Source organism: Burkholderia cepacia (genome assembly GCF_001039005.1).
GTDB lineage: Bacteria > Pseudomonadota > Gammaproteobacteria > Burkholderiales > Burkholderiaceae > Burkholderia > Burkholderia theae.
The window spans coordinates 99,406-123,987 of sequence record NZ_LDWR01000055.1; the positions used below are offsets into that span (position 1 = coordinate 99,406).

General features: G+C 64.5%; 23 protein-coding genes. 11 read left to right on the forward strand and 12 right to left on the reverse strand.

All coding sequences use genetic code 11. The features are described 5' to 3' along the window. Positions 1–110 precede the first annotated feature (110 nt). From VL15_RS29010 to VL15_RS29020, 3 genes are all read left to right on the forward strand, one after another. Positions 111–539 (forward strand): MarR family winged helix-turn-helix transcriptional regulator, encoded by a 429-nt coding sequence (locus tag VL15_RS29010; protein WP_048250128.1) that lies wholly within the window; start codon positions 111–113, stop codon positions 537–539. 230 nt (positions 540–769) lie between these two features. Next, on the forward strand, positions 770–2,017 hold the full coding sequence (locus VL15_RS29015) for an aconitase X (protein WP_048250129.1): 1,248 nt from the start codon (positions 770–772) through the stop codon (positions 2,015–2,017). Beyond that, entirely contained in the window at positions 2,010–2,489 is a 480-nt protein-coding gene (locus tag VL15_RS29020) for an aconitase X swivel domain-containing protein (RefSeq protein ID WP_048250130.1), read from the forward strand. Before VL15_RS29015 ends, VL15_RS29020 begins: the two co-directional genes overlap by 8 nt. A gap of 97 nt (positions 2,490–2,586) precedes the next feature. Here the strand turns inward: VL15_RS29020 and VL15_RS29025 are convergent, their stop codons facing one another. The 6 genes from VL15_RS29025 to VL15_RS29050 form a co-directional block, all read right to left on the reverse strand. Next, the gene (locus VL15_RS29025) at positions 2,587–3,189 is read right to left on the reverse strand and encodes a hypothetical protein (RefSeq protein WP_048250131.1); all 603 of its coding nucleotides are present in this window, start codon (positions 3,187–3,189) and stop codon (positions 2,587–2,589) included. Continuing rightward, the gene (locus VL15_RS29030) at positions 3,186–3,731 is read right to left on the reverse strand and encodes a hypothetical protein (RefSeq protein ID WP_230684554.1); all 546 of its coding nucleotides are present in this window, start codon (positions 3,729–3,731) and stop codon (positions 3,186–3,188) included. The genes VL15_RS29025 and VL15_RS29030 overlap by 4 nt, the downstream gene beginning before the upstream one ends. Before the next feature lie 306 nt (positions 3,732–4,037). Further along, complete coding sequence (locus tag VL15_RS42850; RefSeq protein WP_196319636.1) at positions 4,038–5,021, reverse strand: hypothetical protein; 984 nt, start codon at positions 5,019–5,021, stop codon at positions 4,038–4,040. Continuing rightward, the gene (locus VL15_RS29040) at positions 4,978–5,775 is read right to left on the reverse strand and encodes a hypothetical protein (protein WP_048250133.1); all 798 of its coding nucleotides are present in this window, start codon (positions 5,773–5,775) and stop codon (positions 4,978–4,980) included. Before VL15_RS29040 ends, VL15_RS42850 begins: the two co-directional genes overlap by 44 nt. Before the next feature lie 538 nt (positions 5,776–6,313). Beyond that, positions 6,314–8,590, reverse strand: a complete 2,277-nt coding sequence (locus tag VL15_RS29045) for a GH92 family glycosyl hydrolase (protein ID WP_080970988.1) — start codon at positions 8,588–8,590, stop codon at positions 6,314–6,316. Positions 8,591–9,198: 608 nt separating this feature from the next. Continuing rightward, positions 9,199–10,308 (reverse strand): AraC family transcriptional regulator, encoded by a 1,110-nt coding sequence (locus VL15_RS29050; RefSeq protein WP_048250134.1) that lies wholly within the window; start codon positions 10,306–10,308, stop codon positions 9,199–9,201. A 76-nt stretch (positions 10,309–10,384) separates the two neighbouring features. Between VL15_RS29050 and VL15_RS29055 the strand changes: the two genes are divergently transcribed. Continuing rightward, complete coding sequence (locus VL15_RS29055; protein WP_048250135.1) at positions 10,385–12,418, forward strand: NADPH-dependent 2,4-dienoyl-CoA reductase; 2,034 nt, start codon at positions 10,385–10,387, stop codon at positions 12,416–12,418. A 113-nt stretch (positions 12,419–12,531) separates the two neighbouring features. Here VL15_RS29055 and VL15_RS29060 read toward each other — a convergent pair whose 3' ends face one another. Both VL15_RS29060 and VL15_RS29065 read right to left on the reverse strand, forming a co-directional pair. Then, the gene (locus VL15_RS29060) at positions 12,532–12,942 is read right to left on the reverse strand and encodes a DUF2471 family protein (protein WP_048250136.1); all 411 of its coding nucleotides are present in this window, start codon (positions 12,940–12,942) and stop codon (positions 12,532–12,534) included. A 220-nt stretch (positions 12,943–13,162) separates the two neighbouring features. Continuing rightward, complete coding sequence (locus tag VL15_RS29065) at positions 13,163–14,056, reverse strand: LysR family transcriptional regulator (protein ID WP_048250137.1); 894 nt, start codon at positions 14,054–14,056, stop codon at positions 13,163–13,165. A gap of 86 nt (positions 14,057–14,142) precedes the next feature. Here VL15_RS29065 and VL15_RS29070 point away from each other — a divergent pair, with 86 nt between their 5' ends. Both VL15_RS29070 and VL15_RS29075 read left to right on the forward strand, forming a co-directional pair. Continuing rightward, positions 14,143–14,928 (forward strand): NAD(P)H-dependent oxidoreductase, encoded by a 786-nt coding sequence (locus VL15_RS29070; protein WP_048250138.1) that lies wholly within the window; start codon positions 14,143–14,145, stop codon positions 14,926–14,928. Between the two features lie 175 nt (positions 14,929–15,103). After that, positions 15,104–16,288: a hypothetical protein gene (locus tag VL15_RS29075; RefSeq protein ID WP_048250139.1), complete on the forward strand. Its 1,185-nt coding sequence runs from the start codon at positions 15,104–15,106 to the stop codon at positions 16,286–16,288. A 152-nt stretch (positions 16,289–16,440) separates the two neighbouring features. Here VL15_RS29075 and catC read toward each other — a convergent pair whose 3' ends face one another. Genes catC through VL15_RS29090 form a run of 3 tightly spaced genes read right to left on the reverse strand, consistent with a single transcriptional unit; the run spans position 16,441 to position 18,843 of the window. Further along, a complete protein-coding gene (gene catC / locus VL15_RS29080; protein ID WP_048250140.1) occupies positions 16,441–16,731 on the reverse strand; it encodes a muconolactone Delta-isomerase in 291 nt (96 codons plus the stop codon). Between the two features lie 43 nt (positions 16,732–16,774). Beyond that, on the reverse strand, positions 16,775–17,677 hold the full coding sequence (gene catA / locus VL15_RS29085) for a catechol 1,2-dioxygenase (RefSeq protein ID WP_048250141.1): 903 nt from the start codon (positions 17,675–17,677) through the stop codon (positions 16,775–16,777). Between the two features lie 32 nt (positions 17,678–17,709). Next, complete coding sequence (locus VL15_RS29090) at positions 17,710–18,843, reverse strand: muconate/chloromuconate family cycloisomerase (protein ID WP_048250142.1); 1,134 nt, start codon at positions 18,841–18,843, stop codon at positions 17,710–17,712. Between the two features lie 91 nt (positions 18,844–18,934). Here VL15_RS29090 and VL15_RS29095 point away from each other — a divergent pair, with 91 nt between their 5' ends. Further along, positions 18,935–19,825: a LysR family transcriptional regulator gene (locus VL15_RS29095; protein WP_048250143.1), complete on the forward strand. Its 891-nt coding sequence runs from the start codon at positions 18,935–18,937 to the stop codon at positions 19,823–19,825. 145 nt (positions 19,826–19,970) lie between these two features. On the opposite strand, the gene andR is transcribed toward VL15_RS29095, so the two are convergent. Next, on the reverse strand, positions 19,971–20,930 hold the full coding sequence (gene andR / locus VL15_RS29100; protein WP_048250144.1) for an anthranilate 1,2-dioxygenase regulatory protein AndR: 960 nt from the start codon (positions 20,928–20,930) through the stop codon (positions 19,971–19,973). A 211-nt stretch (positions 20,931–21,141) separates the two neighbouring features. Between andR and andAc the strand changes: the two genes are divergently transcribed. Genes andAc through andAa form a run of 4 tightly spaced genes read left to right on the forward strand, consistent with a single transcriptional unit; the run spans position 21,142 to position 24,458 of the window. After that, complete coding sequence (andAc, locus tag VL15_RS29105) at positions 21,142–22,413, forward strand: anthranilate 1,2-dioxygenase large subunit AndAc (protein WP_048250145.1); 1,272 nt, start codon at positions 21,142–21,144, stop codon at positions 22,411–22,413. A 14-nt stretch (positions 22,414–22,427) separates the two neighbouring features. Beyond that, positions 22,428–22,904 (forward strand): anthranilate 1,2-dioxygenase small subunit AndAd, encoded by a 477-nt coding sequence (andAd, locus tag VL15_RS29110; protein ID WP_048250146.1) that lies wholly within the window; start codon positions 22,428–22,430, stop codon positions 22,902–22,904. 17 nt (positions 22,905–22,921) lie between these two features. After that, positions 22,922–23,248: an anthranilate 1,2-dioxygenase ferredoxin subunit AndAb gene (gene andAb / locus VL15_RS29115; protein WP_048250147.1), complete on the forward strand. Its 327-nt coding sequence runs from the start codon at positions 22,922–22,924 to the stop codon at positions 23,246–23,248. Next, entirely contained in the window at positions 23,238–24,458 is a 1,221-nt protein-coding gene (andAa, locus tag VL15_RS29120) for an anthranilate 1,2-dioxygenase system ferredoxin--NAD(+) reductase (protein ID WP_048250148.1), read from the forward strand. The genes andAb and andAa overlap by 11 nt, the downstream gene beginning before the upstream one ends. Positions 24,459–24,582: the final 124 nt, after the last annotated feature.

Consider the following 24,582-nt stretch of genomic DNA (forward strand, 5'->3'; position numbering starts at 1 on the left):
CCGTCTCCTTGACGCGATGGCGGGGCGCCGGATGCGCTCGGCCGGCCGCCGGCCCTGTTACGGCGGAGTGTACATTGACTTTATGCATATGCACATATAAATTGCGAAGCATGAACGACATCAAGATTGCCCAAGCGTGCAACTGCCTCGCGCTGCGTCAGGCGGCGCGTTTCGTCACGCAACTGTACGAACGCCATCTGGCCCCGGTCGGCGTCACGCCCGCGCAGTTCTCGATCATGGTGAACCTGACGCATCGGCCCGGCCTGTTGATGAGCGAACTCGCCGAGGCGCTCGTGATGGATCGCACGACGCTGCTGCGCGCGCTGAAGCCGTTGCAGCGCGATGGTTTTGTTGCGACGGCCGCGTCCGAACACGATGCACGCGCGCATGCGCTGAGCCTCACGAAGCTCGGCGAGCGCACGTTCGCGCAAGCGAAGGTCGCGTGGCAGGCCGCGCAGGACGAATTCGAGACGCAGTTCGGCCAGGGCCGTGCGAAGGCGCTGCGCGATGAACTGTTCAGCCTCACCGCGCAACGCTAGACGGGCAGGCTGTCGGACGGCGTCGCACGTTGCAGAGAACTGGAGCGGAATTCGAGCCATCGGCCGCTTTGAGCGGGCCGGAGTGCGGAGATCAGCGCATTCCGGATCGTAAATTGGTTTTGAATCTGCCCGGATCGATGGCGATCTGGACAGTTTTTATTTCCAGTTGTAGAGTCCTCTGACGGATTTCACGGGCCGGCGCCGCCGGTACGAGTCACGAGGAGCAACCGATGCTGCAGTTGAGTGACCGCGACGACGCAATGTTGCGCGGGGATTTCGGCGACGGCGTCGCCCGCGCGATGCGGATCGTCGCGCGCACGGCGCACGTGATGTCCGCGCCGCACCTGATCGACATCACGTCCGCGCATATCGACGGTTGTCTTTACCACGGCCAGACCAGCCTCGATTTCGTCGAGTATTTCGTCCACACCGGCGCGAAGGTCGCGGTGCCGACCACCTTGAACGTCGGGTCGCTCGACCTGATCCATCCCGAGCTGTACCACGGCGACCGCACGATCCAGCGCGACGCGCAGCGCCTGATGGACGCGCATCTGCAGCTCGGCTGCGAATCGAGCTTCACGTGCGCGCCGTATCAGTTGAAGCATCGTCCCGCGAAAGGCGAGCAGATCGCGTGGGCGGAATCCAATGCGATCGTGTTCGCGAACTCGGTGCTCGGCGCGCGCACGAGCCGGTATGGCGATTTCCTCGATCTGGCCGCCGCGATCACCGGGCGCGCACCGTATGCGGGGCTGCACGTCGAAGCGAACCGCGCCGCACGGATCGTGTTCAACGCGCCGGATTTCAGTCACCTGCCGTCGCGCGACATCCATTTCGCCGCGCTCGGCCTGGCTGTCGGCAAGATCGCGGGCGCGGTCGTGCCGGCGATCGTCGGGCTGCCGGCGGATACCACCGAAGACGAACTCAAGGCACTGGGCGCGGCCGCCGCATCGAGCGGGGCTGTCGCGCTGTTCCATGCGGTCGGCGTGACGCCCGAGGCGCCGACGCTCGACGCCGCATTGCACGGCCGCGCGGCGCAACGCACGGTCGATGTTTCGATGGCCGATCTCGACGAGATTCGCCGCACGCTGAACCACGGCGCGGACGGTGATGAACTCGTCGCGGTGGCGCTCGGCACGCCGCATTTCTCGCTCGCCGAATTCCGCACGCTCGACGGGCTGCTCGACGCATTCGACGGCAAGCCGGCCTGCGACTTCTACGTGAACACGAGCCGGTTCATTTTGTGGGAACTGGGCGAAACCGGCCTCGCGGACAAGTTCGCCGCGCGCGGCATCCAGATCGTCGTCGACACCTGCACGTACATCACGCCCGTAATGAAGCAACTGTCGGGGCTGGTGATGACCAACTCGGGGAAATGGGCGTCGTATGCGCCCGCGAACATCGGCGTGACGGTGGCGTACGGCAGCATGCGCGAATGCGTGCGATCGGCGTTCGAAGGAAAGGTGCGATTCGATGACTGAAGCAACGGGCAAGGGTTTGACGGGCGATACGCTCGTGCCGGGCAGCGCGTGCGCGCGCCCGTTCGTGCTCGACAAGCCGCTCAGCTTCTGGGGCGGCTACGACTCGGGCGCGGGCAAGATCGTCGATCGCGGGCATCCGCAAGCTGGCGCGAGTCTCGCCGGCAAGGTGATGGTGATGCCGCACGCGAAGGGTTCGAGTTCGAGCAGCAGCGTGCTCGCGGAAGCCGTGCGCAACGGCACGGGGCCGGTTGCGATCGTGCTGAAGGAGCGCGACCTGATCATCTCGATCGGCGCGATCGTGGCCGCCGAGCTGTATGCGATCGCGGTGCCGGTGGTGTGCGTGACAGATGACGTTTACGACGCAATCGTCGCCGCAACGGGCGACGTGCGGATCGATGCGGGCGAGGGGGATGGTGGCGCGCGGATTTATCTCGGCGACGATGCGCAGTCGCGCGGATCCGATTTGACCTGAACGAGCGGCGCGCGCTGACGGAGAGGCAGGCGGTGACCGCGGCGCTGCAATCCGGGGCGTGCTTCGTTCGCTCGCGCAGTGGCCGCGCCCGGCACGATCAGATGATGCGCACGTGCCGGGTTTCTTCCTGCGTGAGCGAGAGCGCCGTCGTTGCCGCGGTCATTTCGCGTTTGCCGCCCGGCTGCGCCAGTCTTCTGATTTCGGGCCACAGGATCACGCCGAACAGGATGCGCAGGATCGCACTCAGCACGCCCAATCCGATTGCACACGCGCTGATCAGCGCGAACACGTCGAACATCGTATCCGTGCTGAGCGTCACCACGGATACGATCCCGCTGACCACCGCGGCGGCGACCACGCAGCCGAGCATGACGGTGACGTCGGCCCGGGCGCTGGCGACTTTGGCGGGGCGCAGCAAATAAGTCGAACCGTCGGTCATGTTGCGGATGCCATAGACGATCTGGCGATCCTGGCCGTCGACACAGGCGATGTTCAATCGATCGCCGTTGGCGATGAACAGGCGCGTCGTCCCGTTGGTCCTGAACATGAGCGGAGACGCGGGCGAATCGAGGTGAAGCGTAATTTCCTCGATACTTTGCGTGGTCCAGCCCAGGTTGTTGCTCCAGACCTTCGTCTCGATCGATTGCTGGCCGATTGCCGTCACGCGGCCCGAGACGGTCTGCATCGCGTGGTTCGTCATGGGCGGCTCCGCTCCACGTCGAAACCGGACGGTGCGCCGGGCCAGCTCTGCTGGGCTTCGCGTCGCTGCGGCTGGAAGATCAGGTCGGACAAGCCGCCGATGGCGAGCAGGGTGCCCATCAGCGTCACGATGCCCGCGACAGTGGCCAGTGCCGAGACGAACGCCCAGCCCGAATGAAGTGCCGCGGCAGCGAGCCCCATGCTCAGCACGAGCAGGCACGACGCCCAGGCTAGAAGCGACAGGTTCCGCCGCGTTTGCGCGACCACGTCGTACGGCGCGATCGCCAGCTTGTCGCTCCTGATCCACGCGATCCGGCGACGGCCGCGATGCTCGAATGTGCACGCGCGCACCGGCATGCCGGGCTTCAGTTGTTCGATCTGCTTGAACGCGTCCTCGTCGACGTCGCTGGCCGTGACGAAGTAGCAGACGTTCTGCATCGTCACGCGGTATGACGGGGTCTTCCTGATATCGGCCTTGACTCGGATGAGGTTGGTATCGACACGGTCGATCGTGGCCTCGATCAGGGTGGTGCGATTGGGCATGGGTCGGAGCGGGCGCCGGTTCGCGCAGCGTCGTTTTGATGTGGCGCCCATCATACGCCAACGCTTTCGGTTGTATGCCCGATATGGTCGGGCGACGGGTTGCCCGACACGTGATGCTGAAATCCGCGTGCACGTGCTCGACCTGCATGCGTGTCCGCCAGTGCGCGACTTCGTCGGCGAGCGGCAGCGGCCGGTCGAGCACGTCGCGCGCGATCGACAGCACATGTGCAGTGCATGTGAAATCGGCCGGCGGCAACGTATCGCGATAGCCTGCGAAACAGGCGGGTTCCGGTCACGCGAGTTGCTTCAGTTCGCGGATCGGGTTCGATTCCAGTCTGGCTGATGACTTGCTCCTGCTCGGGCAGCGTCTCGATCGTTCAGATATCGAGCTAGCACGCACGCGAAATCGGGCGCTAATCGTTCATTGATGTATCGGCCAAAATCGTGTCGGCACAGGCGCTTCGCGAAAAATTCGGCGATGTAGCGCCTGCCACCTTCGCTCGTGCTCAGGTCGTGCTTATCGGTAGTCGCAGGTTTCGTCGCATGAGCGGGAGTACGCCGAATCAGCGCGATCGCATACGGTCGTACCGATGATGCACGTGCGTCACCGTCGCGCAGTGCCTGCTGCTTCTGCGCGTCGGTGATCACGCGTCCGTCGACGGATTCCCACGCACGCACATCGTCCGGGATTGTCGGCGTTGCCGGGGAATGCCCGAAAGGGGATGCGGCGAAGATGGCACAGGCAAATTGCACCACTTCGTCGTCGGTGGTTTCGGCGAGGATGCGGGCAGACGTTCCGATTTCATTCATGCGGGCTTCGGTCAGCGCGTCAAAGCGGCTCGCTTTCGAACGCGTCCGCTTGCCGTCAGCCGTGTCCGTGGCGAAAGTGCGTTCGCGCGCAGGGTGAGCATCACTGTCCGCTGCTTTGCTCGTCAGTTCGGGAGCCGGCCTTTTTTCGTCGGCGTGCGTGGCGAACATGGCGTACGGCTTATAGGCGTCGCTGATCGCGAGCAGCCACCAGTCGGACGGTGGCACGGGGTTCCACAGCGAAATGCCTTCGCCCCGCACGAAATAGGCGTCGACGGCCGGATGATCGTCGGGCTCGGATTCAAGAAGGAGGACCGACGTCTTGATCCTGGCCCGGGCCTTGAGCGCGGCCCATTCCGTCGAGCCGCAGCGTGTGGTGCGGTTGAGCGTGACGTCGAGGAAGTGGCGAAGGTCCGGGTGCATGAAACAGCCGTTCTTGTCACGAATGACGGGAATCGGTTGAAGAATGTTTCTGGTGGTCATGGTGGTCGTCGGGCTTGGGAATCGGGAGTGCGAGGATTTCGTCGATCTTCTGAATGTAGACTTCGGCGGCCGTCAGGATGAAGCCATCGGCACGCCAGCGATTGACGTTCTCGATCATGAAGACCCTGGCCGACGGAATGTTCTTCGCGAAAAGTTCGATCAGGGCGGCGCGGCTGGCATCGCTGTCGGCGATCGCCCATTCCCGGTCATCCTGAACGATCTCGAAGCCGCGCTCGCGCAACCTATCCATCCGTGACGCATCGTTGCGTTTGTCGGAGGCCGGCATATCCGGGTCGAGGATCGGGAAGCCCCCGTTGAGCCGAAACGAGAACTTGCCGTGACAGACACCGTATGCACCGAATTCGAGATCGTGCACGTAACCGAGCCCGTCGCGGTTCCACCACCTTTTGAGGTGCTGCGCGATGTTCTTGATGGCGTTTTGAATTGCCTCACGGGGCACAGTGTTGCCAAGCTGCGTCTCCAGATCACGGATGCGCATGTTGGCTGCACGAAGGTCTGCGCAGTGCTGCTCACGCTCCTTCGAACTGACAGTTTCGACGCCGATCGTTCTGCACAGACCGGCAAGATTGAACTCGGCCACTTTGACGCAGTCGGTGGCGAGTTCGAGTTGAATGTCGCGCCCCTCCTTAATGAGGCCAAGCACCGCGCCGATCGCGTAAGAGATATCAGCAATTTTCTTCTGCGCGACGGCAAGCTGATCTGCGGATAGATGGAGGATTGTTTCAGTGGTCATGGTGTGTCGTCAGTGGGTCAGGTCTCAATAGCCGGGTGCTCGGTTTGTATATGGCAGCGCTCGCGTGAATTCCCTGGAGGAAAAACAAACTGTGTCCATTCGCCAGCCGAACACCCATTGTTGAATCGGAAAAAGACGGGTGCCATACAAGCCACCCGCGAGAAAAACCACGCGTCCGAGGCAGCGGAATTTGCGTGGCTTGTTGCCCGGTGTTTCAATGGAAATGCGGAGGACAACTACGCGTCTCGATACAAAGAACGAGACTCGATGAGAGCCGTCCAATGCTTCAATGGGTTGTGGTAAATCCCCGTTGAGGAAATGCTCGCCTGAACCAGCGCGCATTTCGCGGTGAGCATCGCACCTTCGGCGGTATGAAAAAGAGCGGGTGTCGAGAAAGCTGACACCCGCCACAAAATTGCCCCCGGATCGAGTAAAGGGGGCAATAGAGGCCGGTCAAATGTTCATATAAAGTACTCGGATTTATATGACGGATATACAGCTGAGATAAATACGTGCCGTGCAGTTCTTTACTGAAAAATTACCGTGTCAAAATCGAGTGACCCCATGTCGTAGGCACATCGCTCAGGCCGAAAGCGAGTGCGCCTCCATTCCTGACCTGTTCCAGGTCAAGCCACGTGTTGTTCAACGCAGCACCATTCAGCATGGCGCTTTTCACATAGGTGAAGTCCGGGTTGTCTGCGTCAATCGTCAGCGTCTTACCGTTGCCGAGTCTGACCAGCGCATGTTGGAACAAGGGGCTTGTCAGCGTAAAACCCGGTACAGCCGGGACTTCCGGATAAAGACCGAGCGCCGCCCACACGAACCACCCGGACATTGCACCTTCGTCGTCGTTGCCCGGCAGACCGGATGCGGTCGTCGTGTATTGTTGGTTGACGATTTGGCGCACGATTTTCTGTGTCCTGTCCGGATGACTCGTCCAGTTGTATATCCACGGCGTTGCGAACGACGGTTCGTTGCCGATCCACATGTGCTGGCTACCTTCGCCGGCGTTCAGGAAGCGGTGGAACATATCGAGCCGTGGGACGACTGCGCTGTCACCCCCCAGGATGTTGATCAAACCCGGGATGTCGAACGGCACCATCCACGTGTATTGTTCAACGTTGCCTTCAACTTCCTTGTACGAGCCCATCACCCAACTGCCATCGCCGGTGCGATCGGACAGCCTCGCCAACGTCGTGCCGTTCTCGGCAGGGGCAGACGGATTGATCAGGTTTTTCCAGTTCGCCGAGCGCTTCAGCATTTTTGCGGCGCTACTGTCATCGCCGAGCGCTTGTGCGAAACGAGAAACGGCATAGTCCGTCACGGCATATTCCAGTGTCGTCGATGCGGGGCCGTTGCTGATCGTTTCCGGAGGCAGATAGCCATATTTGATGTAATCGGAAAGTCCCGGGAGGGCGGTGATTCCATTGCACGAGGTGGCGACACCATTTGCCGTATCGAGCATGATCGACAACGCTCTTTTCGTATCGAAGCTGGTCGCACCGTACATGTAACTCTGCGCAACAAGAATGGATGCTCCGTCACCCGGCATCACGTTGCTATTCGTGTTGGTTTTGACCCATTTCGGGAAGCTGCCGCCGCAAACGTTAGCGTCGTCGACGAGCGATTGCATCATGTCGCTTGCGGCAGCTGGTTTGAGCCACGCAATCATCGGCATCAGCGAGCGGTAAATGTCCCAGGTGGAAAACGTCGTGTAGTGGTTGTGACCCGGCTGCACCTTGGCTGTTGTGCCGTCCATCGCCAGATATTCGCCGTTCGCATCGTTGAAAATGCTGGGCGCAAGCAGTGCGTGATACAGGGATGAATAGAATTTCTTCAGATTTTCGTCGCTGCCGCCGGTTACCTGGATTGCGTTCAGCTCTTTGTTCCATATTAAGTCGGACTGCGAAACAAGCTGGTCGAAAATTTGGGGGCCGCTTTCTTGTTGCAGGTTTTCCTTCGCATTTTTGATGCTGACGTACGAGATTCCGACTTTCACGTTCACCGGCTTGGCTGAAGGGAACGTCAATTGAGCGTTGTCATTGCTGATTTTTGATTTGAAGTCCTGATCAAATTTAATATAAAAACTAATGGTGTAATTTTGACCGTTTCCGCAGAAGCCGCCACCTGTCAGCGTGCCTTGCAACGCTTGCGGATCATTCGGATCGACGGAAATTGCGCCGTCCCCCGTGTTTGCGGCACTTTCGGCCGAAATGTTGAGTTGGCCGCTCTTGCCGTCCGGCCATGCGAACCGTGCGGCGCCGGAACGCAATGTTGCCGTCAGTTCGGTGCGAATGCCGTTGTCGAAGGTCACGCTGTAGTAGCCGGGTTTCGCGGTTTCGTTCGAATGCTTGAACGCCGCCGGGCCGTCCTGGCCGGCAATGGTCGGAAATATCGGCAATGCACCCCCTGCGTTACAACCCACACCGCTCAGGTGCGTGACGCTGAAACCGGTGATTTTTGTCTGACTGTAGTGGTAACCGGGTGGACTCCACACATTGGGAACGGGAGGGGTATCCGGTCCCCACTGAATCATGCCGGACGGCAACGAGGCGGCAGGCGTCGTGAAGCCGCCGAGCAAATCTTCAGGATGTGCTTCGGATTTGGCAATTTCGGGATCGATCGGCGGCACCTGATCGGTGCCGATCATCGGGTCGACGTAGCGCGTCAACTGAAAATCAGTGACTGGCTGCGCCGGACGGGGGTACATCGGGGTGTGATCCGCAGCCGTCCCGTCAGCTGCATCACCGCCGCAACCGGCGTTCAACAGGGTGACCGCGACTGCGGTCGCGATCCAGCGTGTGTTGCTTGTCACTGTTGGTCTCCTCTTTAGAATTAGTAGTCTATTACTCAATGTTACGAAATATTACCGCCCTGTGTGTCGGATTGCTATCAGATGGCTCCCTAATTTTTAGCTTGTTTTACTAAACAATGGCCGCCGAACGGGGTAGTTGGTAAACGCGGGCGTAAGTCTGGGTGCAAGAGCGTCTGCTGAAGGACTACTACCTGTATGGGCCGCCAGAGGTGTGAATAGGAGGGCGAGTCGAGTGCTTGGACCGATCCGAGTCGTACCGGACCTGATGGAAGCCCGAGTTTTGAGCGCATCGAGCCGTGAGGACGCCAGGCAGATTTTCCCGTGACGTCCGGGGAGATGCAGTGCATCTGGTCGACGCCGCCTGATGTCGCGGCGGTGATTCTAGTGGGCAGGGGGCAACCGGGATTTGATTGCGACAGGGAAGGTTGACTTAACGCAAACAGGCTCGACGCCGACGCAAGCAGCGACAGGTTCCGCTGCTTTTGGGCGGCCGCGTCGCAGCGCGCGATGGCGAGCCCTCCGCTCCTGATCCATGCGATCCGGCGGCGGCCGCGATGCTGAAGTCCGCGCGCAGCAGCAAGCCGTATCCTGCCGCCGACGGCGCTGCGTTATTCGCGCACCGGGGCTTTGGTCGCCGCCGACACGGTCACGCCCGCCGCCGCTTCCCGATACCCACTCGGCGTCAGCCCGGCCCAGCGCCGGAACGCGCGCGTGAAATTCGCCGGGTCGGTGAATTGCAGCCGCTCGGCGATCGTCTTCAGGTCGAGATCCGACGCGGCGAGCAACTGCTTCGCGTCGCGAAACCGCGCCTCGTCGAGCAATTGCCGGTAGCTCGAACCGGCTTCCTCGAGCCGCCGCCGCAGCGTGCGCGTCGAGACGAGCAGCGCGTCGGCGAGCGTCTCCGGCCCGGGGTAATCGCCGGCTCGGCGCGCCAGCTCCGCGCGCACGCGCTCGACCAGATCGCCTTCCTCCTGACGCACCTGCGCATATTCGCGCTCGACCTGAACGAGCGCCTGCCGGTGCGCGACTTCGTCGGCGAGCGGCAGCGGCCAGTCGAGCACATCCCGCGCGACCCACAGCGCGTTGGCGGCGCAGCCGAATTCGACCGGCGGCAACTGGTCGCGATAGCGCGCGAAATACGCGGGTTCCGGCCACACGAACCGCAGCGCGATCGGCGGCGACGCGCGCCCGGCCCATTGCGAGATGTTCTGCGCGAGCCCCGTCAGCACGAACTCGAACATCACGTGATGCTGCAGCACCGGGCTGGCCTGCACGCCGTGCAGTTCGAGCGTCGCGCCGCGTTCGTCCTCCGCGTAGGTCAGGCGATATTGACGGTTGCGCATCCGGAAGTAGCGCTGCGTGACCGACAGCGCTTCGCGGATGTCCCGCGCGGTCAGCGTCGCGTAGCCGAGAAAGCCATGCACGGTCGGCTTCAGCAGCAGCCCGAACGCGAGCCCGATGCCCGGATCGCCGCCGATCTCGATCGCGTTGAGCACGAGCCGCCCCCATTGCGACGGCGCGACGCGCGCGTCCGGTTCGGCCAGCACCGCGTCGCGCAGGCCCGTGCCGGCGCGCACCGCGGCCAGATCGACGCCGCGCGCGGCCAGCGCCTGCAGCAGCAGTCGCGTATAGGCGACCGGAATCGTCGGCCGGCGCAGCCCGAGGCGGTCCTTGGCGAGTGGGGAGGTCATGTCGTTTTGGCCGGAAATGACAAGCATTATGGCTGTTTGCCCCCTCACGTTCAAGGCGGCGCGCGCCTACGATGGCAGGCATCGCTTATCAGGCAGGATCATCATGACGACAACCTTTCCCCACCTGCTCGCGCCGCTCGATCTCGGCTTCACGACGCTGAAGAACCGCGTGCTGATGGGCTCGATGCACACGGGCCTCGAGGACAGCCGCAAGACGCTGCCGCGGCTCGCCGAATATTTCGCCGAACGCGCGCGCGGCGGCGTCGGCCTGATCGTGACGGGCGGCTTCGCGCCGAACGTGGCCGGCTGGACCAAGCCGTTCGGCGGCACGCTGATGACGTCGGGCGCCGCGCGGCGGCATCGCGTGATCACCGATGCCGTGCATGCCGACGACGGCAAGATCGCGCTGCAGATCCTGCATACGGGCCGTTACGGTTATCACCCGTTCGCGGTCGCGCCGTCGAAGATCAAGTCGCCGATCTCGCCGTTCGCGCCGCATGAACTGAGCGCGCGCGGCATCGAGCGGCAGATTCGCGCGTTCGTCCGCTGCGCGCAGCTCGCGCGCGAAGCCGGCTACGACGGCGTCGAGATCATGGGCTCCGAGGGTTACCTGATCAACCAGTTCATCTCGATGCATACGAACAAGCGCACCGACCAGTGGGGCGGTTCGTACGAGAACCGCATCCGGCTGCCGATCGAGATCATCGAGCGCACGCGCGAAGCGGTCGGCCGCGATTTCATCCTGATCTACCGGCTGTCGATGCTCGACCTGATTCCGGACGGCAGCGACTGGAACGAGACCGTGCAGCTCGCGAAGGCCGTCGAGCGCGCGGGCGCGACCATCATCAACACGGGGATCGGCTGGCACGAGGCGCGCGTGCCGACGATCGCGACGTCGGTGCCGCGCGGCGCATTCGCCTGGGTCACGAAAAAGATGAAGGGCGAGGTCGGTATTCCGCTCGTGACGACCAACCGGATCAACCGGCCCGAGGTGGCCGAGCAGATTCTCGCGGACGGCTGTGCGGACATGGTGTCGATGGCGCGCCCGCTGCTCGCGGACGCCGAGTTCGTCGTCAAGGCCGCGCAGGGCCGCGCCGACGAGATCAACACCTGCATCGGCTGTAACCAGGCGTGTCTCGATCACGCGTTCAAGAACAAGATCGCGTCGTGCTTGCTGAATCCGCGCGCGTGCCACGAGACGGAACTGAACTATGCGCCCGCGCAGCAGCCGAAGCGCATCGCCGTGGTCGGCGCGGGGCCGGCCGGGCTCGCGTGCTCGACCGTGCTCGCGCAGCGCGGCCATCATGTCGACCTGTTCGACGGCGCAGCCGAGATCGGCGGCCAGTTCAACATGGCGAAGCAGGTGCCGGGCAAGGAAGAGTTTCATGAAGCGTTGCGCTACTTCGGCCGCCAGGTCGAGCTGACCGGCGTGAACCTGCACCTGAATCGCCGTGTCGACGCGAGCGACCTGATCGCCGGCGGCTACGACGAGATCGTGCTCGCGACCGGCGTGGCGCCGCGCGACCCGAAGATCCCCGGGCAGGACGGGCCGAACGTGCTGAGCTATATCGACGTGCTCGCGGGCAAGCAGCCGGTCGGCCGGCGGGTCGCGGTAGTTGGCGCGGGCGGGATCGGCTTCGATGTCGCCGAGTATCTGGTGCAGGACGGCGAGTCGCCGGCGCTCGACCTGGAAGAGTGGAAGGCCGAGTGGGGCGTGACCGACCCGGCCGCGACGCGCGGCGGCGTGATGCGTGCGCAGGTTGCGGCGCCCGCGCGTGAAGTGACGCTGCTGCAGCGCAAGGCCGCGCCGCTCGGCAAGGGGCTTGGCAAGACGACCGGCTGGATCCACCGCGCGACGCTGAAGATGAAGCAGGTGAAGATGATCGGCGGCGTGAACTACGAGCGGATCGATGCGCGTGGGCTGCACGTGTCGTACGGCGAGCAGCGCACCGATCACGAGCTGATCGAAGCCGACACGATCGTGCTCTGCACGGGGCAGGAGCCGCAGCGCGCGCTGCTCGCGCCGCTGCAGGCGGCCGGGCGCTCGGTGCACCTGATCGGCGGCGCGGAACTGGCCGCCGAACTCGATGCGAAGCGCGCGATCGATCAGGGTTCGCGGCTCGCGGCGCGGCTCTGATTGCTAGATTGCCCGATGGCGCGGCTGCGCGTGGCCGCGATGGCATGCGTTGTCCCGGGATTCGGCGCTTGCGCCGGCGCGGCCTGACCGGAAGGCCGCGCCGGCCGCCGGGGTCATTCCATCTCGACGCGCTGTGCTTCTGTCTCTTCCGCTTCGAGCATTGCCTTGACGATCAGATAGACGGCCGGTAGATCGTCGTCGTCGCGCTTCCAGTCGACGGCTTCCTCGATGTCTGCCGCGACCATTCGGCTGTCGCGCAGCCGGATGAATGCATCGACGACGGTCGGATCGTTGCGGTTCAGGAAACCGGGGTTCGAGAACGCAAGCTCCTCGACATTCAACAGCGCCTGCCAGCTCATCGTGCGGACCGCGGCCGGATGGCTGCGCCGCTTCAGGCCGAGCGCCCGCTGCGCGGGGGCGCCGACGACGCGTTGAAGATCGACGACCGCCTGTCGCGCGGCGCGCTCGAAGTGGATCGGGTTGAAACCGGGTTGCTCGGGATCGAATGCGGATGACTGGAACATGGTCGCCTCACAAAAATCCGTCCGTCGATGGGTGACGGAATTCGGGTCAAATGGTGCAAAAGCACTGTAAATATATACAGTGTTCGAGGCGGTTTCAAGTCCCGAATGAAGAATCTTGCGGCAGGGCCGGGCGGCCCTGGCGAAGGCGACCGAAACCGGCAATCGGGCGCCATCCGGCACGCCGTTCCCCGCCGTGCCGAATCCGGCCGCCGTCGTAGGCTTATACCGATGCCGCAATCGTCTCCCGCAGCCACCGATGCGCCGGATCGCGATGCACGCGTTCGTGCCACAGCATCGACATTTCGTAGCCGGGCACCTCGACCGGCGCTTCCACCACACGCAGCGCGGGCACGTCGCGCACCAGCCGCTCGGGCAGCATCGCGACGAGATCGGTGCTGGCAACGGCCGACATCACGAACAGGAAATGCGGCACGGACAGCACGACGCGCCGCGTGGCGCCGACTTTCGCGAGCGCTTCGTCCGTCACGCCGAAGAAGCCGCCGCCGTCGGGCGACACGATCACGTGTTCGAACGTGCTGAACTGCGCGAGCGTGGGGCGCCGCTTCAATTTCGGATGATCGTTACGGCCGATGAGCACGTAACGCTCGGCGAATAGCGGCAGGCGCCGCATGCCGGCCGGCGAGCCCTCGGTCGTATGGAAGGCGAGGTCGATGCCGTTGCGCTCCGCGTCCTGTTCGATGCGCGGCGGTACGAGCTCGACGACGGCCAGCCGCGTGCCAGGGGCGGACGACCGCAACGTATTCAGCGCGGGCAGCACGATCGTCGATTCGCCGTAGTCGGTCGCGGCCACGCGCCACGTGTGCGTCGCGGTCGCGGGATCGAATGGCGCGGCGGGGCTCACCGCGCGTTCGACGGCTTCCAGCGCGTCCCGCACCGGCTCGCGCAGCGCTTCCGCGCGCGCGGTCGGCCGCATCCCGCGCGGCCCCGGCAACAGCAGCGGATCGCCGAACAGGTCGCGCAGTTTCTGCAACTGCACGCTGACCGACGGCTGCGACATATTCAGCTTCTCGGCCGCGCGCGTGACGTTGTGCTCGGCGAGCAGCACGTCCAGCGTGACGAGCAGGTTCAGATCGAGCCGTCTGAGATTATTCATGGCTATACCTGGAATATCAGGAATTCATTTCAAATATACCTTCGAAAGCGGCATCCTGCAGTCATTCAATCAACGGAGTGACGAACATGAATGTGCTGATCGTTTATGCCCATCCCGAACCGCGTTCGCTGAACGGCGCGCTGCGCGACTTCGCCGTCGAGCATCTTGAAGCGACCGGCCACACGGTGCAGGTGAGCGACCTGTATGCGATGAACTGGAAGGCGGCAATCGACGCGAACGACGTGACCGATCGCGAGGCCGGTGCGCGTTTCAATCCGTCGCTCGACTCGAAGCATGCGTTCGCGACCGGCACGCAGCGCGAGGACATCGCGCGCGAGCAGGGCAAGCTGAAGTGGGCAGACGCGGTGATCCTGCAGTTTCCGCTGTGGTGGTTCTCGATGCCGGCGATCATGAAGGGCTGGGTCGAGCGTGTGTACGCGTACGGCTTTGCGTACGGCGTCGGCGAGCATTCGGACACGCGCTGGGGCAACCGCTACGGCGAAGGGTCGCTGGCCGGCAAGCGGGCGATGGTGATCGTCACGGCGGGCGGGTGGGAGTCGCACTACAGCCTGCGCGGCATCAACGGGCCGATCGACGACGTGCTGTTCCCGATCCAGCACGGGATGCTGTATTACCCGGGTTTCGACGTGTTGCCGCCGTTCGTGATCTACCGGACGGGAAAGATGAACGAAGCGCGCTTCGAGGAAACGCGCGCGGCGCTCGGCAGGCGTCTCGACGATCTGTGGACCACGCAGCCGATTCCGTTCCGGCGGCAGAACGCGGGCGACTACGAGATTCCGGCGCTGACGTTGAAGGACGAGATTGCGCCGGGGAGGGTGGGGTTTGCGGCGCATCTTGCGCACATGAGCTGATCGTGCGCGGCAAGCATGAACGAGATGACCGGCCGCGCTAAAGCGGGGCACGAACTTATCGACACGTGCGGCCGATTCAAGTAGTTTCCGGAGATCGACGCGATTCGTCTGCGTAATCGGCGGTGCGAGGCTGCGTGCCCGCGCAGCGAATCGGTCTCGACGGAGAACAACAATCATGTCTTTCGAACAAGCGGGCCCCCCGGATTCGACCGACGACGATCGCGCCAGCCTGCTGATCGCACTCGAAGCCGGCGGTTATCTTACGGAGGAGCAGGCGGCGCGCGTCACGCAGCGTCTGAAGGACGCACCGGCCGAGCTGCCCGACACCGATTCCGCGCGCACGCTGCTCGACTGGCTGATCGCCGAGGGCTACACGACATCCGAGGCGGAGGCGAAGGCGACGCAGGAACTGCTCGACGGCCATTTCTCGGACGTTCGCGCGAAACTCATCCTGATGAAATTGCTGGAGGAGATCGATCCGCCGCGCTTCGAACAGCGTCTGAACGAAACGGTCGCATCGATCCAGCGCGAGCAGAAGCGGAAACAGGCGCTGATTGGCGTCGGCGGCCTGGCCGTTGCGCTGGCGGTGGGCGCCTACCTGTTGTGGCCCGCGTCGACACCCGCGTGCGGCACGTCGAGCACGGTCAAGACGCTGTCGTCGCTGATGTTCGACGCGCGCATGGACATGATGCGCAAGAACCCGATGCAGATGCTTGACCAGGGCAGTACGACCTTTCCGCGGGTCAGCAACCACCGGGAAGTCGGCTACGACGAGGCCAATCGCTCGCGCGGCTGCCTGGCGGACCTGAGTGTCGCCGACGAGCATACGACGTTCGGTTACGTGGTCCGGCAGGACGACAAGGACAAGAGCACCTTCGTCGTGCAGACGTTCCCTTCCGAATACGTGACGGCCCGCTACAGCGCACAGGGTCTCAATCCGAAACTCGGCGCACCGCTCGGGCGCGACGTGATCGGCACCACGTTCATGGCGGGTGTCGCGCAACTCGACAAGAGCGTGTCGGAGCGCTCGCCGAGCTATGGCAAGCCGATGCCGGGCGATGACGAGCCGACGACGCTGACGCGCAGCGTGCTGGGCGTCATGCCGGCCGCCGATTGCAGGCAGATCGACGGCGACCATGTGTCGTGTCCGCTGCTGATCGACTATCGCGACAGGCTGCTCGGCGCGATCGGCGCGCCGTCGATGCTGCAGTTGAAAGGCGATTTCACGTTCGTCAAGGACGGCAGCGGCTGGAAGGCCGCCGACGATTTCGACAAGACGCTGATGCAGGCGATCGTCGCACGACGCGTCGCGAAGGTGTACGGCGACGACGTCGCCGACAAGATGGATGCGCAGAAATAATCATCTCGGCAACGGCCGGGCTCGTGCGTGCGCGGCGGCAAGATCCGATGCTGCGGATGACGATGTGAAACGGGCGACCCGCGATGCAATCGCAGGCCGCCCGTGTCGTCAGTGGCCGAGGCCGCCTGGCTGCAGCCTCGTCGACCCCTCGCTCAGCGATCGTCTTCCCGCACCGAAGACGGATGCCGGCACAGCGCCCGCACCTCGAGCTCCATATACGGAAACAGCGGCAGCTGGCTGAGCAGATCATGCAACTGCTGCACGCTGTCGACATCGAAAATGCTGACGTTCGCATAGCGCCCCGCGATCCGCCACAGATGTCGCCAGATTCCTTCGTTCATCAGCCGCTGGCACATCGCCTTCTCTTCCGCCTTCAGCGTCGCCGCCTTGACCGGATCCATGTCCGCCGGCAGACGGACCGTCATTTCCACATGAAACAGCATCCTGCACTCCTTGCGTTATCGATTCGTCGAACGGGGAGGCCGCTCAGGCCTGCGCGCGGGCCCGCTCGACTTCGCTCGCCGGCACGTCCTGCTTTTCCTTGAGCAGCGAGAAATCGAAGTCGATCAGCGCGAACTGCCCGTCGACACCGTACGGCTTGCCTTCCGCGCCTTCGGCCTGCTTGACCTTCGGGATCAGCCCTTCGCGGGTCGCGAATGCGAAGTCGTCCCAGATGTGCGGATCGCCTTCGATGTTGATCTGCGTCGTCAGCTTACGATAACCGTCCGCCGAAACGAAGAAGTGAATGTGCGCGGGACGATGGCCGTGGCGGCCGAGCTGGTCGAGCAGCTGCTCGGTCTTGCTGCCCCGCGGCACGCTGTAGCCGACCGGCAGCACGCTGCGGAAGCTGTAGCGGCCTTCGGCATCGGTGCGGATCGAGCGGCGCAGGTTGAACGCGGGCTGCGATTGATCGAAGTACGAGTAGTTACCGAGATGGTTCGCGTGCCATACCTCGACGAGCGCATTCGCGAGCGGCGCGCCGTCCTTGCCGAGCACCTGGCCGCGCATGATGAGCGTCTGGCCCGGATCGTTGCCGTCGTCGAGGCGCGCATGGCCGACCGATTCCGGCGCACCGGCGACATACAGCGGCCCTTCGATCGTGCGCGGCGTGCCGCCCTGGATGCCGGCCTTCTCCTCGGCCTCGTCCATCCGCACGTCGAGGAAACGCTCGAGGCCGAGGCCCGCGGCGATCAGCCCGAATTCCCGGCCGGCTTCGTTCAGGTAGTTGAGCGCCGTCCAGAACTCGCTCGGCTGCACGTCGAAATCCTCGATCGTGTAGCAGATGTCCTTCACGATCCGGTTGACGATCGCGCGCACGCGCGGGTTGCCGGGTTTCTCGGCGGCGTCGTCGAAGGTTTTCAGCAGTGCGTCGATGGCTTGCTTGTTCATCTGTGTCTCCGGTTTCGGTTGTCGTGTGGGGATCAGCGGGCGTCGCGTCGCATCCGTTCGATACGGGCCCAGTCGAAGGTGATGCCGAGGCCGGGCGTCGCCGGCAGGTGCAGCTTGAAATCCTGGTAACGCAGCGGCTCGATGAGGATTTCCTCGGTGAGCAGCAGCGGCCCGAACAGCTCGGTGCCCCATTTCAGCGAGTCGAACGTGCTGAACAGTTGCGCGGACGCCATCGTGCCGGCCGCGCCCTCGAGCATCGTGCCGCCATACAGTTCGATGCCGGCCGCCGTCGCGATCGACGCGACGCTCGCCGCGCCCTGCAGGCCGCCCGATTGGGCGATCTTCACCGCGAACACGTCGGCCGCGCGTTCCTGCGCGAGCGCGAATGCATCGACCGGACCATGCAGCGCTTCGTCGGCCATGATCGGCACCTGTGCGAGCTGCGTGAGACGTTTCAGTCCCGCGCGGTTGGTCGCGGCGATCGGCTGCTCGACGAGGCTCACGCCGGCTTCCGCGAACCGCGCGCCGGCCCGGATCGCATCGGTTTCGGTCCACGCCTGGTTCACGTCGACGCGCACATCGCCGCGCTCGCCGAGCGCGCGCTTGATCGCGATCACGTGCGCGACGTCGTCGGCAACCGCGTTCGAGCCGATCTTCAGCTTGAATGCGCGATGGCGGCGCGCGTCGAGCATCGCTTCGGCTTCCGCGATGTCGCGCTGCGTGTCGCCGCTCGCGAGCGTCCATGCGACATCGACCGCATCGGTCCTGCGGCCACCGAACAACTCGGACAGCGGCACGCCGAGACGACGCGCCTGCGCATCGAACAACGCGGTTTCGAGCGCGCACTTCGCGAAGCGGTTGCCCTGGAACAGCTTGCGCGCACGCGCCATCGCGGCGCCCGGGCGCGTCGCGTCCATGCCCTGCAGCAGCGGCGCGAAGTAGGTGTCGATGTTGACCTTGATGCTCTCGGGGCTCTCCTCGCCGTACGCGAGACCGCCGATGGTCGTCGCTTCGCCGACACCTTCGATACCGTCCGTGCATCGAACTCGGACCAGTACGAGCGTCTGGCAATTCATCGTGGCGACCGACAATTTGTGGGGCCTGATCGTCGGCACGTCGACGAGCAACGTCTCGATGCGTTCGATGGTGGCGGCAGTTGCTATCATGCGATTCCTCCTGTTGGTGCACATGGTAGGAATTCCCGCCCCGCGTCGTCCAACACTCTTTCCGACTACTTCCATACCTTTGAGGCATGAAATGGAATTGCGTCAGCTCCGCTACTTCATCGCCGTCGCCGAGGAAATGAACATCACGCGGGCGGCCGAGCGGCTGCACATGACGCAGCCGCCGCTGAGCCGCCAGCTCCAGGCGATCGAGGACGAGATCGGGCTGCCGCTGTTCGAGCGCGGCGCGCGGCCGCTGAAGCTGACGGATGCGGGGCGTGTGTTCTATGCGCAGGCGAAGCGCCTCGTCGACCAGGCCGACGAGCTCGGCCCGCTGACGCGGCGGCTCGCGCAGTCGTCGGAACGGATCGTGATCGGCTTCGTGCCGTCGACGCTGTACGGCGCGCTGCCGGACGTGATCCGCGCGTTTCGCGAGGCGCAGCCTGACGTCGAGTTGTCGCTGATCGAAATGTTCACGCTCGAACAGCTCGGCGCTTTGAAGGGCGGGCGGATCGACGTGGGGTTCGGCCGCTTGCGTTTCGACGACGACCAGGTCGTGCGCGAGGCGTTGATCGAGGAAAAGCTGATCGCGGCGCTGCCGGTCGGGCATCCGCTTGCCGATCCGGCCCGGCCGCTGACGCTCGCGGATATCGCGAACGAGACGCTGATCGTCTATCCGAGCACGCCGCGGCCGAGCTTCGCCGATCAGCAGCTCTCCGCGCTGCGCGACGGTGCGCTGGTGCCGGCCGCCGTTCATGAGGTGCGCGAATTGCAGACGGCGCTCGGGCTCGTGGCCGCGCAGGTCGGCGTGTCGCTGGTGCCGGAGAGCGTGGAGGGCGTGCGTGTGAAGGGTGTCGTCTACCGGCGCTTGCCGGAACCGGCCGCGACGTCGCCGATCATCATGAGCCGCCGGCTGCACGGCGAAAGCGCGGCGACGGCCGCGTTCTGCGCGATCGCGCGGGAGATGATCGTGCCGGGGGCGTAAGGGCGGTCGTTCGTGCTATGAATCGCAACTAACGGTCTGTTTTCGCGCGCCCGGGCGAATTCGGAGAGGGCGGCGCGATCCGATGCCATTTCGTCCCATCTCGAGGCCAGCCGGCAGGCTTCCGGATGCGCCAGTCTGACGACGGCTAACGCTTCCCGTCGAGCGTCTCCGACGGCGATTCGCCGAACTTTTCCCGGTACGCGATCGCGAACCGGCCGAGGTGCGTAAACCCGCAATCGAGCGCGACATCGGCGATCCGCCGGTCGGACGCCGTGCCGCGCAGCAACTCGCGCGCATGGTCGAGCCGCGTCGCGCGCAGGTATTGCATCGGGCTCATCCCGCGGAACTGCAGGAAGGCGTCGCGCAGTGTCCGTTCGGGCACGTTGGCGGCCTGGACGATATCGGCGAGCTGCAGCGGCTGCGCGTAGTGCGCGTTCACGAACTCCTGCGCGCGCCGCACGAAGCCCGGTGCCGGGTCGCGGTGCGACGCGCGCAGCACGGACGGCGGATGGCCTTCGATCAGCAGGTCGATCAGCAGATGCTCGAGTTGCGACGCAACGCGCGGGTTCGCGTTCGCGCGTTCGAGCAGTTCGGGGGAGCGTGCGACGAGCATCAGTTGCTGACGCCACGCGGAGAGCGCGGCGTCGCTGATGTGCAGCACGGGGTCGAGCGTCGCGCGCGGGTCGCCGGTCAGCGAGCCGACGGTTGCCGCATCGATGCGCAGCACGAACTGCTCGCAATCGGCCGACAGTACCGCGTCGAAGCGTTCGCCGGGCGCGCACAGCACGCCGGTCTGGCCGTCGACGCCGAGCTGCCGCCCCATCGCGCGCACCTCGGCCTGGCCGGACAGGCAGAACATCAGCAGGTAATAACCGTCGACCGCGTCGACCTGCACGCGCATCGCGTCGCCGAACGCGATCGTGCCGATCCCGAGCCCGCCGAGCTTGACGAAATCCATGTGCGACGCACCGTGCACGCGTCCGTTCGGCAGCAGCGCATGCGGCTGCATCACGCGCGAGATCCGCTCGCGCGTCTCGTCGAGATCGCGGGATTCGAACAGCCGGTGCGCGCGCAGCGCGAGCGGCTCGAACGACGTTGGGGACATGGGCATCAGCCTAATTGGGGACGCCGCGTTTCGATCCGACGAATGGGTCGTAATCGGACGAGGCATCGTGTGTGCCGCCATGCTAGCTCAGAAATCCGCCGAAAGTGGATATTGCACCGCCGCAATCGCACTTTCCGGATAGACGGCGAATATTAGCTTTTCAAAAATGGGCTCCATGCATTCAACGAAACAGATCGACAAGGAGTCCGACATGGAGCAGACAGAATCGCCCGTCGTATTCGCCGCCCGCGGCGATGCATCCGACGTGACCTTTCCGCACGACGACGGCTCGCGCGTGCCATACAAGGTGTTCAGCTCACAAGCGGTCTACGAGCGCGAGCAGGAGCGCATCTTCCGCGGGCCGACGTGGAACTTCGTCGCGCTGGAAGCGGAAATCCCGAACGCCGGCGACTTCAAGAGCACGTTCGTCGGCGACACGCCGGTGGTCGTCACGCGCACCGAGGACGGCACGCTGTCCGCCTGGGTGAACCGTTGCGCGCACCGCGGCGCGCAGGTGTGCCGCAAGTCGCGCGGCAACGCGAGCTCGCACACCTGCGTCTATCACCAGTGGAGCTTCGACAACCAGGGCAACCTGCTCGGCGTGCCGTTCCGGCGCGGCCAGAAGGGGATGTCGGGGATGCCCGCCGATTTCGACCCGAAGCAGCACGGGCTGCGCAAGCTGCGCGTCGACAGCTATCACGGGCTGGTGTTCGCGACGTTCAGCGATGAAGTGATGCCGCTGCCCGACTATCTCGGCGAGCAGATGCGCCCGTGGATCAACCGGATCTTCCACAAGCCGATCGAGTATCTCGGCTGCACGCGCCAGTATTCGAAGTCGAACTGGAAGCTGTACATGGAGAACGTGAAGGATCCGTATCACGCGAGCATGCTGCACCTGTTCCATACGACCTTCAACATCTTCCGCGTCGGGATGAAGGCGCGCTCGATTCCGGACGCGAACCACGGGCTGCACAGCATCATCACGGTGACGAAGACGAACGACGACACGTCGGCCGCGTACAAGCAGCAGAACATCCGCTCGTTCGACGAAGGTTTCCACCTCGAGGACGAATCGATCCTCGATCTCGTCTCGGAATACGACGAGGACTGCACGAACCATATCCAGCCGATCTTCCCGCAGCTCGTGATCCAGCAGATCCACAACACGCTGGTCGCGCGCCAGATCCTGCCGAAGGGCCCGGACAACTTCGAGCTGATCTTCCACTTCTTCGGCTACGCGGACGACACGCCCGAGCTGCGCGCGCTGCGCATCAAGCAGGCGAACCTCGTCGGGCCGGCCGGCTACATCTCGATGGAAGACACGGAGGCGACCGAGCTCGTGCAGCGCGGCACGGTGCGCGACGGCGACGCGACGTCGGTGATCGAGATGTCGCGCGGCAATCCGGACCAGCAGGACACGGTAATCACCGAAAGCCTGATCCGCAAGTTCTGGGTCGGCTACCAGAAGCTGATGGGCTATTGAAGCGGGAGCGCGAAATGACGGAAGACATGAAGACGTGGTTCGAGATTTACATGCTGCAGAACCGCTACATCAGCCATCTCGACAACGACCGGATCGAGCAGTGGCCGGAGATGTTCACCGAGGACTGCCTGTACGAAATCGTGCCGAAGGAAAACGCCGACCTCGGGCTGCCGGTCGGGATCGTCCACTGTACGAACCAGCGGATGCTGCGCGACCGCGTGGTGTCGCTGCGGCACGCGAACATCTATGAAGAGCACACGTACCGGCACATGACGTCGGGCCTGACGATCGTCGCCGAACGCGACGGCGAGATCGACACCGAGAGCAACTACGTCGTCGTGCAGACGCGCAGCAACGGCGAATCGAACGTGTACCAGGCCGGCAAGTACTACGACACGGTCGTGCGCACGCCCGACGGGCTGCGCTACAAGACCAAGCGGGTGATCTACGACACGTCGCGCGTGCAGACGCTGCTCGCCACCCCGATCTGACGAAGCAAGGAACCGACATGACCGAAGCAACGCTGACCGAGTGGCATCCGCTCGGCACTTTCGACGAATTCTCCGAAGACGAACCGGCGGCGCGCGTCGCCGGCCAGAAGCCGATCGCCGTGTTCCGGATCGGCGACGAACTGTTCGCGATGCACGACCTCTGCACGCACGGCCATGCGCGGCTGTCCGAAGGTTATGTGGAGGACGGTTGCGTCGAATGCCCGCTGCACCAGGGGCTGATCGACATCCGCACCGGCGCGCCGAAATGCGCGCCGATCACGGAGCCGGTGCGGACCTATCCGATCCGGATCGTCGACGGGCAGGTGGAAGTCAATGTCGGCTGACCCGTTCGTGATCGTCGGCGCGGGTCACGCGGCGCGTCGCACGGCCGAAGCGCTGCGCGAACGCGACGCCGCGGCGCGCATCGTGATGATCGGCGCGGAGCGCGAGCTGCCGTACGACCGGCCCGCGCTGTCGAAGGATGCGCTGCTGAGCGATGGCGGCGAGCAGCGCGCGTTCATTCGCGATGCGGCGTGGTACGACGCGCAGCGTATCGAGCTGCGGCTCGGCACGCGGGTCGACACGATCGAGCGCGATGCGCAGCGCGTGAGCCTCGACGACGGCACGACGTTGCCGTACGCGCGGCTCGTGCTCGCGACGGGCTCGCGGGTGCGCACGTTCGGCGGGGCAATCGACGAAGGTGTCGAGCCGCATTATGTCCGCACCGTTGACGATGCGCGTGCGTTGCGCGCGCAACTTGTTCCGGGCCGCGGCGTCGCGGTGCTCGGTGGCGGCTTCATCGGCCTCGAGGTCGCGGCCGCGGCGCGCCAGCTCGGTTGCGACGTGACGGTGATCGATCCGGCACCCCGCTTGCTGCAGCGTGCGTTGCCGGAAGTCGTCGGCGCGTATGCGCGTCAGTTGCACGACGCGCGCGGCGTGATCTTCCAGATGGCGACGCTGCCGCGCGCGATTCGCCGTGCGCCGGCCGGCGGCGCGATCGTCGAGACCGATCGCGGCGACGTGCAGGCCGACCTCGTCGTGGTCGGCATCGGCGTGGTGCCCAACGTCGAGCTTGCCCAGGCGGCCGGACTCGACATCGACAACGGGATACGTGTCGACGCCGGCTGCCGCACGGCCGATTCCGCGATCTTCGCGACGGGCGAGGTGACGATGCACTTCAATCCGTTGCTCGGGCGTCACGTGCGGATCGAATCGTGGCAGGTTGCCGAAAACCAGCCGGCCGTCGCGGCCGCGAACCTGCTCGGCGCCGACGAAACCTATGGCGAGCTGCCGTGGCTGTGGTCCGATCAGTACGACTGCAACCTGCAGATGCTCGGGCTGTTCGGCAGCGAACGCACGATCGTCGTGCGCGGCGATCCGGCGAGCGGGCCGTTCACGGTGTTCGGGTTGGGTGATGATGGCAAGATCGTCGCGGTAGCCGCGGCGAACCTGGGGCGCGACATCGGCGCATCGCGCCGGCTGATCGCGGCAGGGGCGGTGCCCGATCCGTTGAAACTCGCCGATCCGGCGGTGAACCTGAAGACGTTTCTGTAGCGGCGGCAGGCGCGGCGAGGATGGCCGGCGCGACGGACGGATTGCGTCGGCAATCCTGTCGCCGGCCGCGCGGTTGCGCGACGTGGCGGGTGACGTGATGCGCGGCGGCGGTCGCGCGGGCCCG

Excerpts from the sequence above, each read along its gene's own strand:
- VL15_RS29010 (WP_048250128.1), top strand. The coding sequence starts at position 111 with ATGAACGACATCAAGATTGCCCAAGCGTGCAACTGCCTCGCGCTGCGT.
- VL15_RS29015 (WP_048250129.1), top strand. The coding sequence starts at position 770 with ATGCTGCAGTTGAGTGACCGCGACGACGCAATGTTGCGCGGGGATTTC.
- VL15_RS29020 (WP_048250130.1), top strand. The coding sequence starts at position 2,010 with ATGACTGAAGCAACGGGCAAGGGTTTGACGGGCGATACGCTCGTGCCG.
- VL15_RS29025 (WP_048250131.1), bottom strand. The coding sequence starts at position 3,189 with ATGACGAACCACGCGATGCAGACCGTCTCGGGCCGCGTGACGGCAATC.
- VL15_RS29030 (WP_230684554.1), bottom strand. The coding sequence starts at position 3,731 with ATGCCCAATCGCACCACCCTGATCGAGGCCACGATCGACCGTGTCGAT.
- VL15_RS42850 (WP_196319636.1), bottom strand. The coding sequence starts at position 5,021 with ATGACCACCAGAAACATTCTTCAACCGATTCCCGTCATTCGTGACAAG.
- VL15_RS29040 (WP_048250133.1), bottom strand. The coding sequence starts at position 5,775 with ATGACCACTGAAACAATCCTCCATCTATCCGCAGATCAGCTTGCCGTC.
- VL15_RS29050 (WP_048250134.1), bottom strand. The coding sequence starts at position 10,308 with ATGCTTGTCATTTCCGGCCAAAACGACATGACCTCCCCACTCGCCAAG.
- VL15_RS29055 (WP_048250135.1), top strand. The coding sequence starts at position 10,385 with ATGACGACAACCTTTCCCCACCTGCTCGCGCCGCTCGATCTCGGCTTC.
- VL15_RS29060 (WP_048250136.1), bottom strand. The coding sequence starts at position 12,942 with ATGTTCCAGTCATCCGCATTCGATCCCGAGCAACCCGGTTTCAACCCG.
- VL15_RS29065 (WP_048250137.1), bottom strand. The coding sequence starts at position 14,056 with ATGAATAATCTCAGACGGCTCGATCTGAACCTGCTCGTCACGCTGGAC.
- VL15_RS29070 (WP_048250138.1), top strand. The coding sequence starts at position 14,143 with ATGAATGTGCTGATCGTTTATGCCCATCCCGAACCGCGTTCGCTGAAC.
- VL15_RS29075 (WP_048250139.1), top strand. The coding sequence starts at position 15,104 with ATGTCTTTCGAACAAGCGGGCCCCCCGGATTCGACCGACGACGATCGC.
- catC (WP_048250140.1), bottom strand. The coding sequence starts at position 16,731 with ATGCTGTTTCATGTGGAAATGACGGTCCGTCTGCCGGCGGACATGGAT.
- catA (WP_048250141.1), bottom strand. The coding sequence starts at position 17,677 with ATGAACAAGCAAGCCATCGACGCACTGCTGAAAACCTTCGACGACGCC.
- VL15_RS29090 (WP_048250142.1), bottom strand. The coding sequence starts at position 18,843 with ATGATAGCAACTGCCGCCACCATCGAACGCATCGAGACGTTGCTCGTC.
- VL15_RS29095 (WP_048250143.1), top strand. The coding sequence starts at position 18,935 with ATGGAATTGCGTCAGCTCCGCTACTTCATCGCCGTCGCCGAGGAAATG.
- andR (WP_048250144.1), bottom strand. The coding sequence starts at position 20,930 with ATGTCCCCAACGTCGTTCGAGCCGCTCGCGCTGCGCGCGCACCGGCTG.
- andAc (WP_048250145.1), top strand. The coding sequence starts at position 21,142 with ATGGAGCAGACAGAATCGCCCGTCGTATTCGCCGCCCGCGGCGATGCA.
- andAd (WP_048250146.1), top strand. The coding sequence starts at position 22,428 with ATGACGGAAGACATGAAGACGTGGTTCGAGATTTACATGCTGCAGAAC.
- andAb (WP_048250147.1), top strand. The coding sequence starts at position 22,922 with ATGACCGAAGCAACGCTGACCGAGTGGCATCCGCTCGGCACTTTCGAC.
- andAa (WP_048250148.1), top strand. The coding sequence starts at position 23,238 with ATGTCGGCTGACCCGTTCGTGATCGTCGGCGCGGGTCACGCGGCGCGT.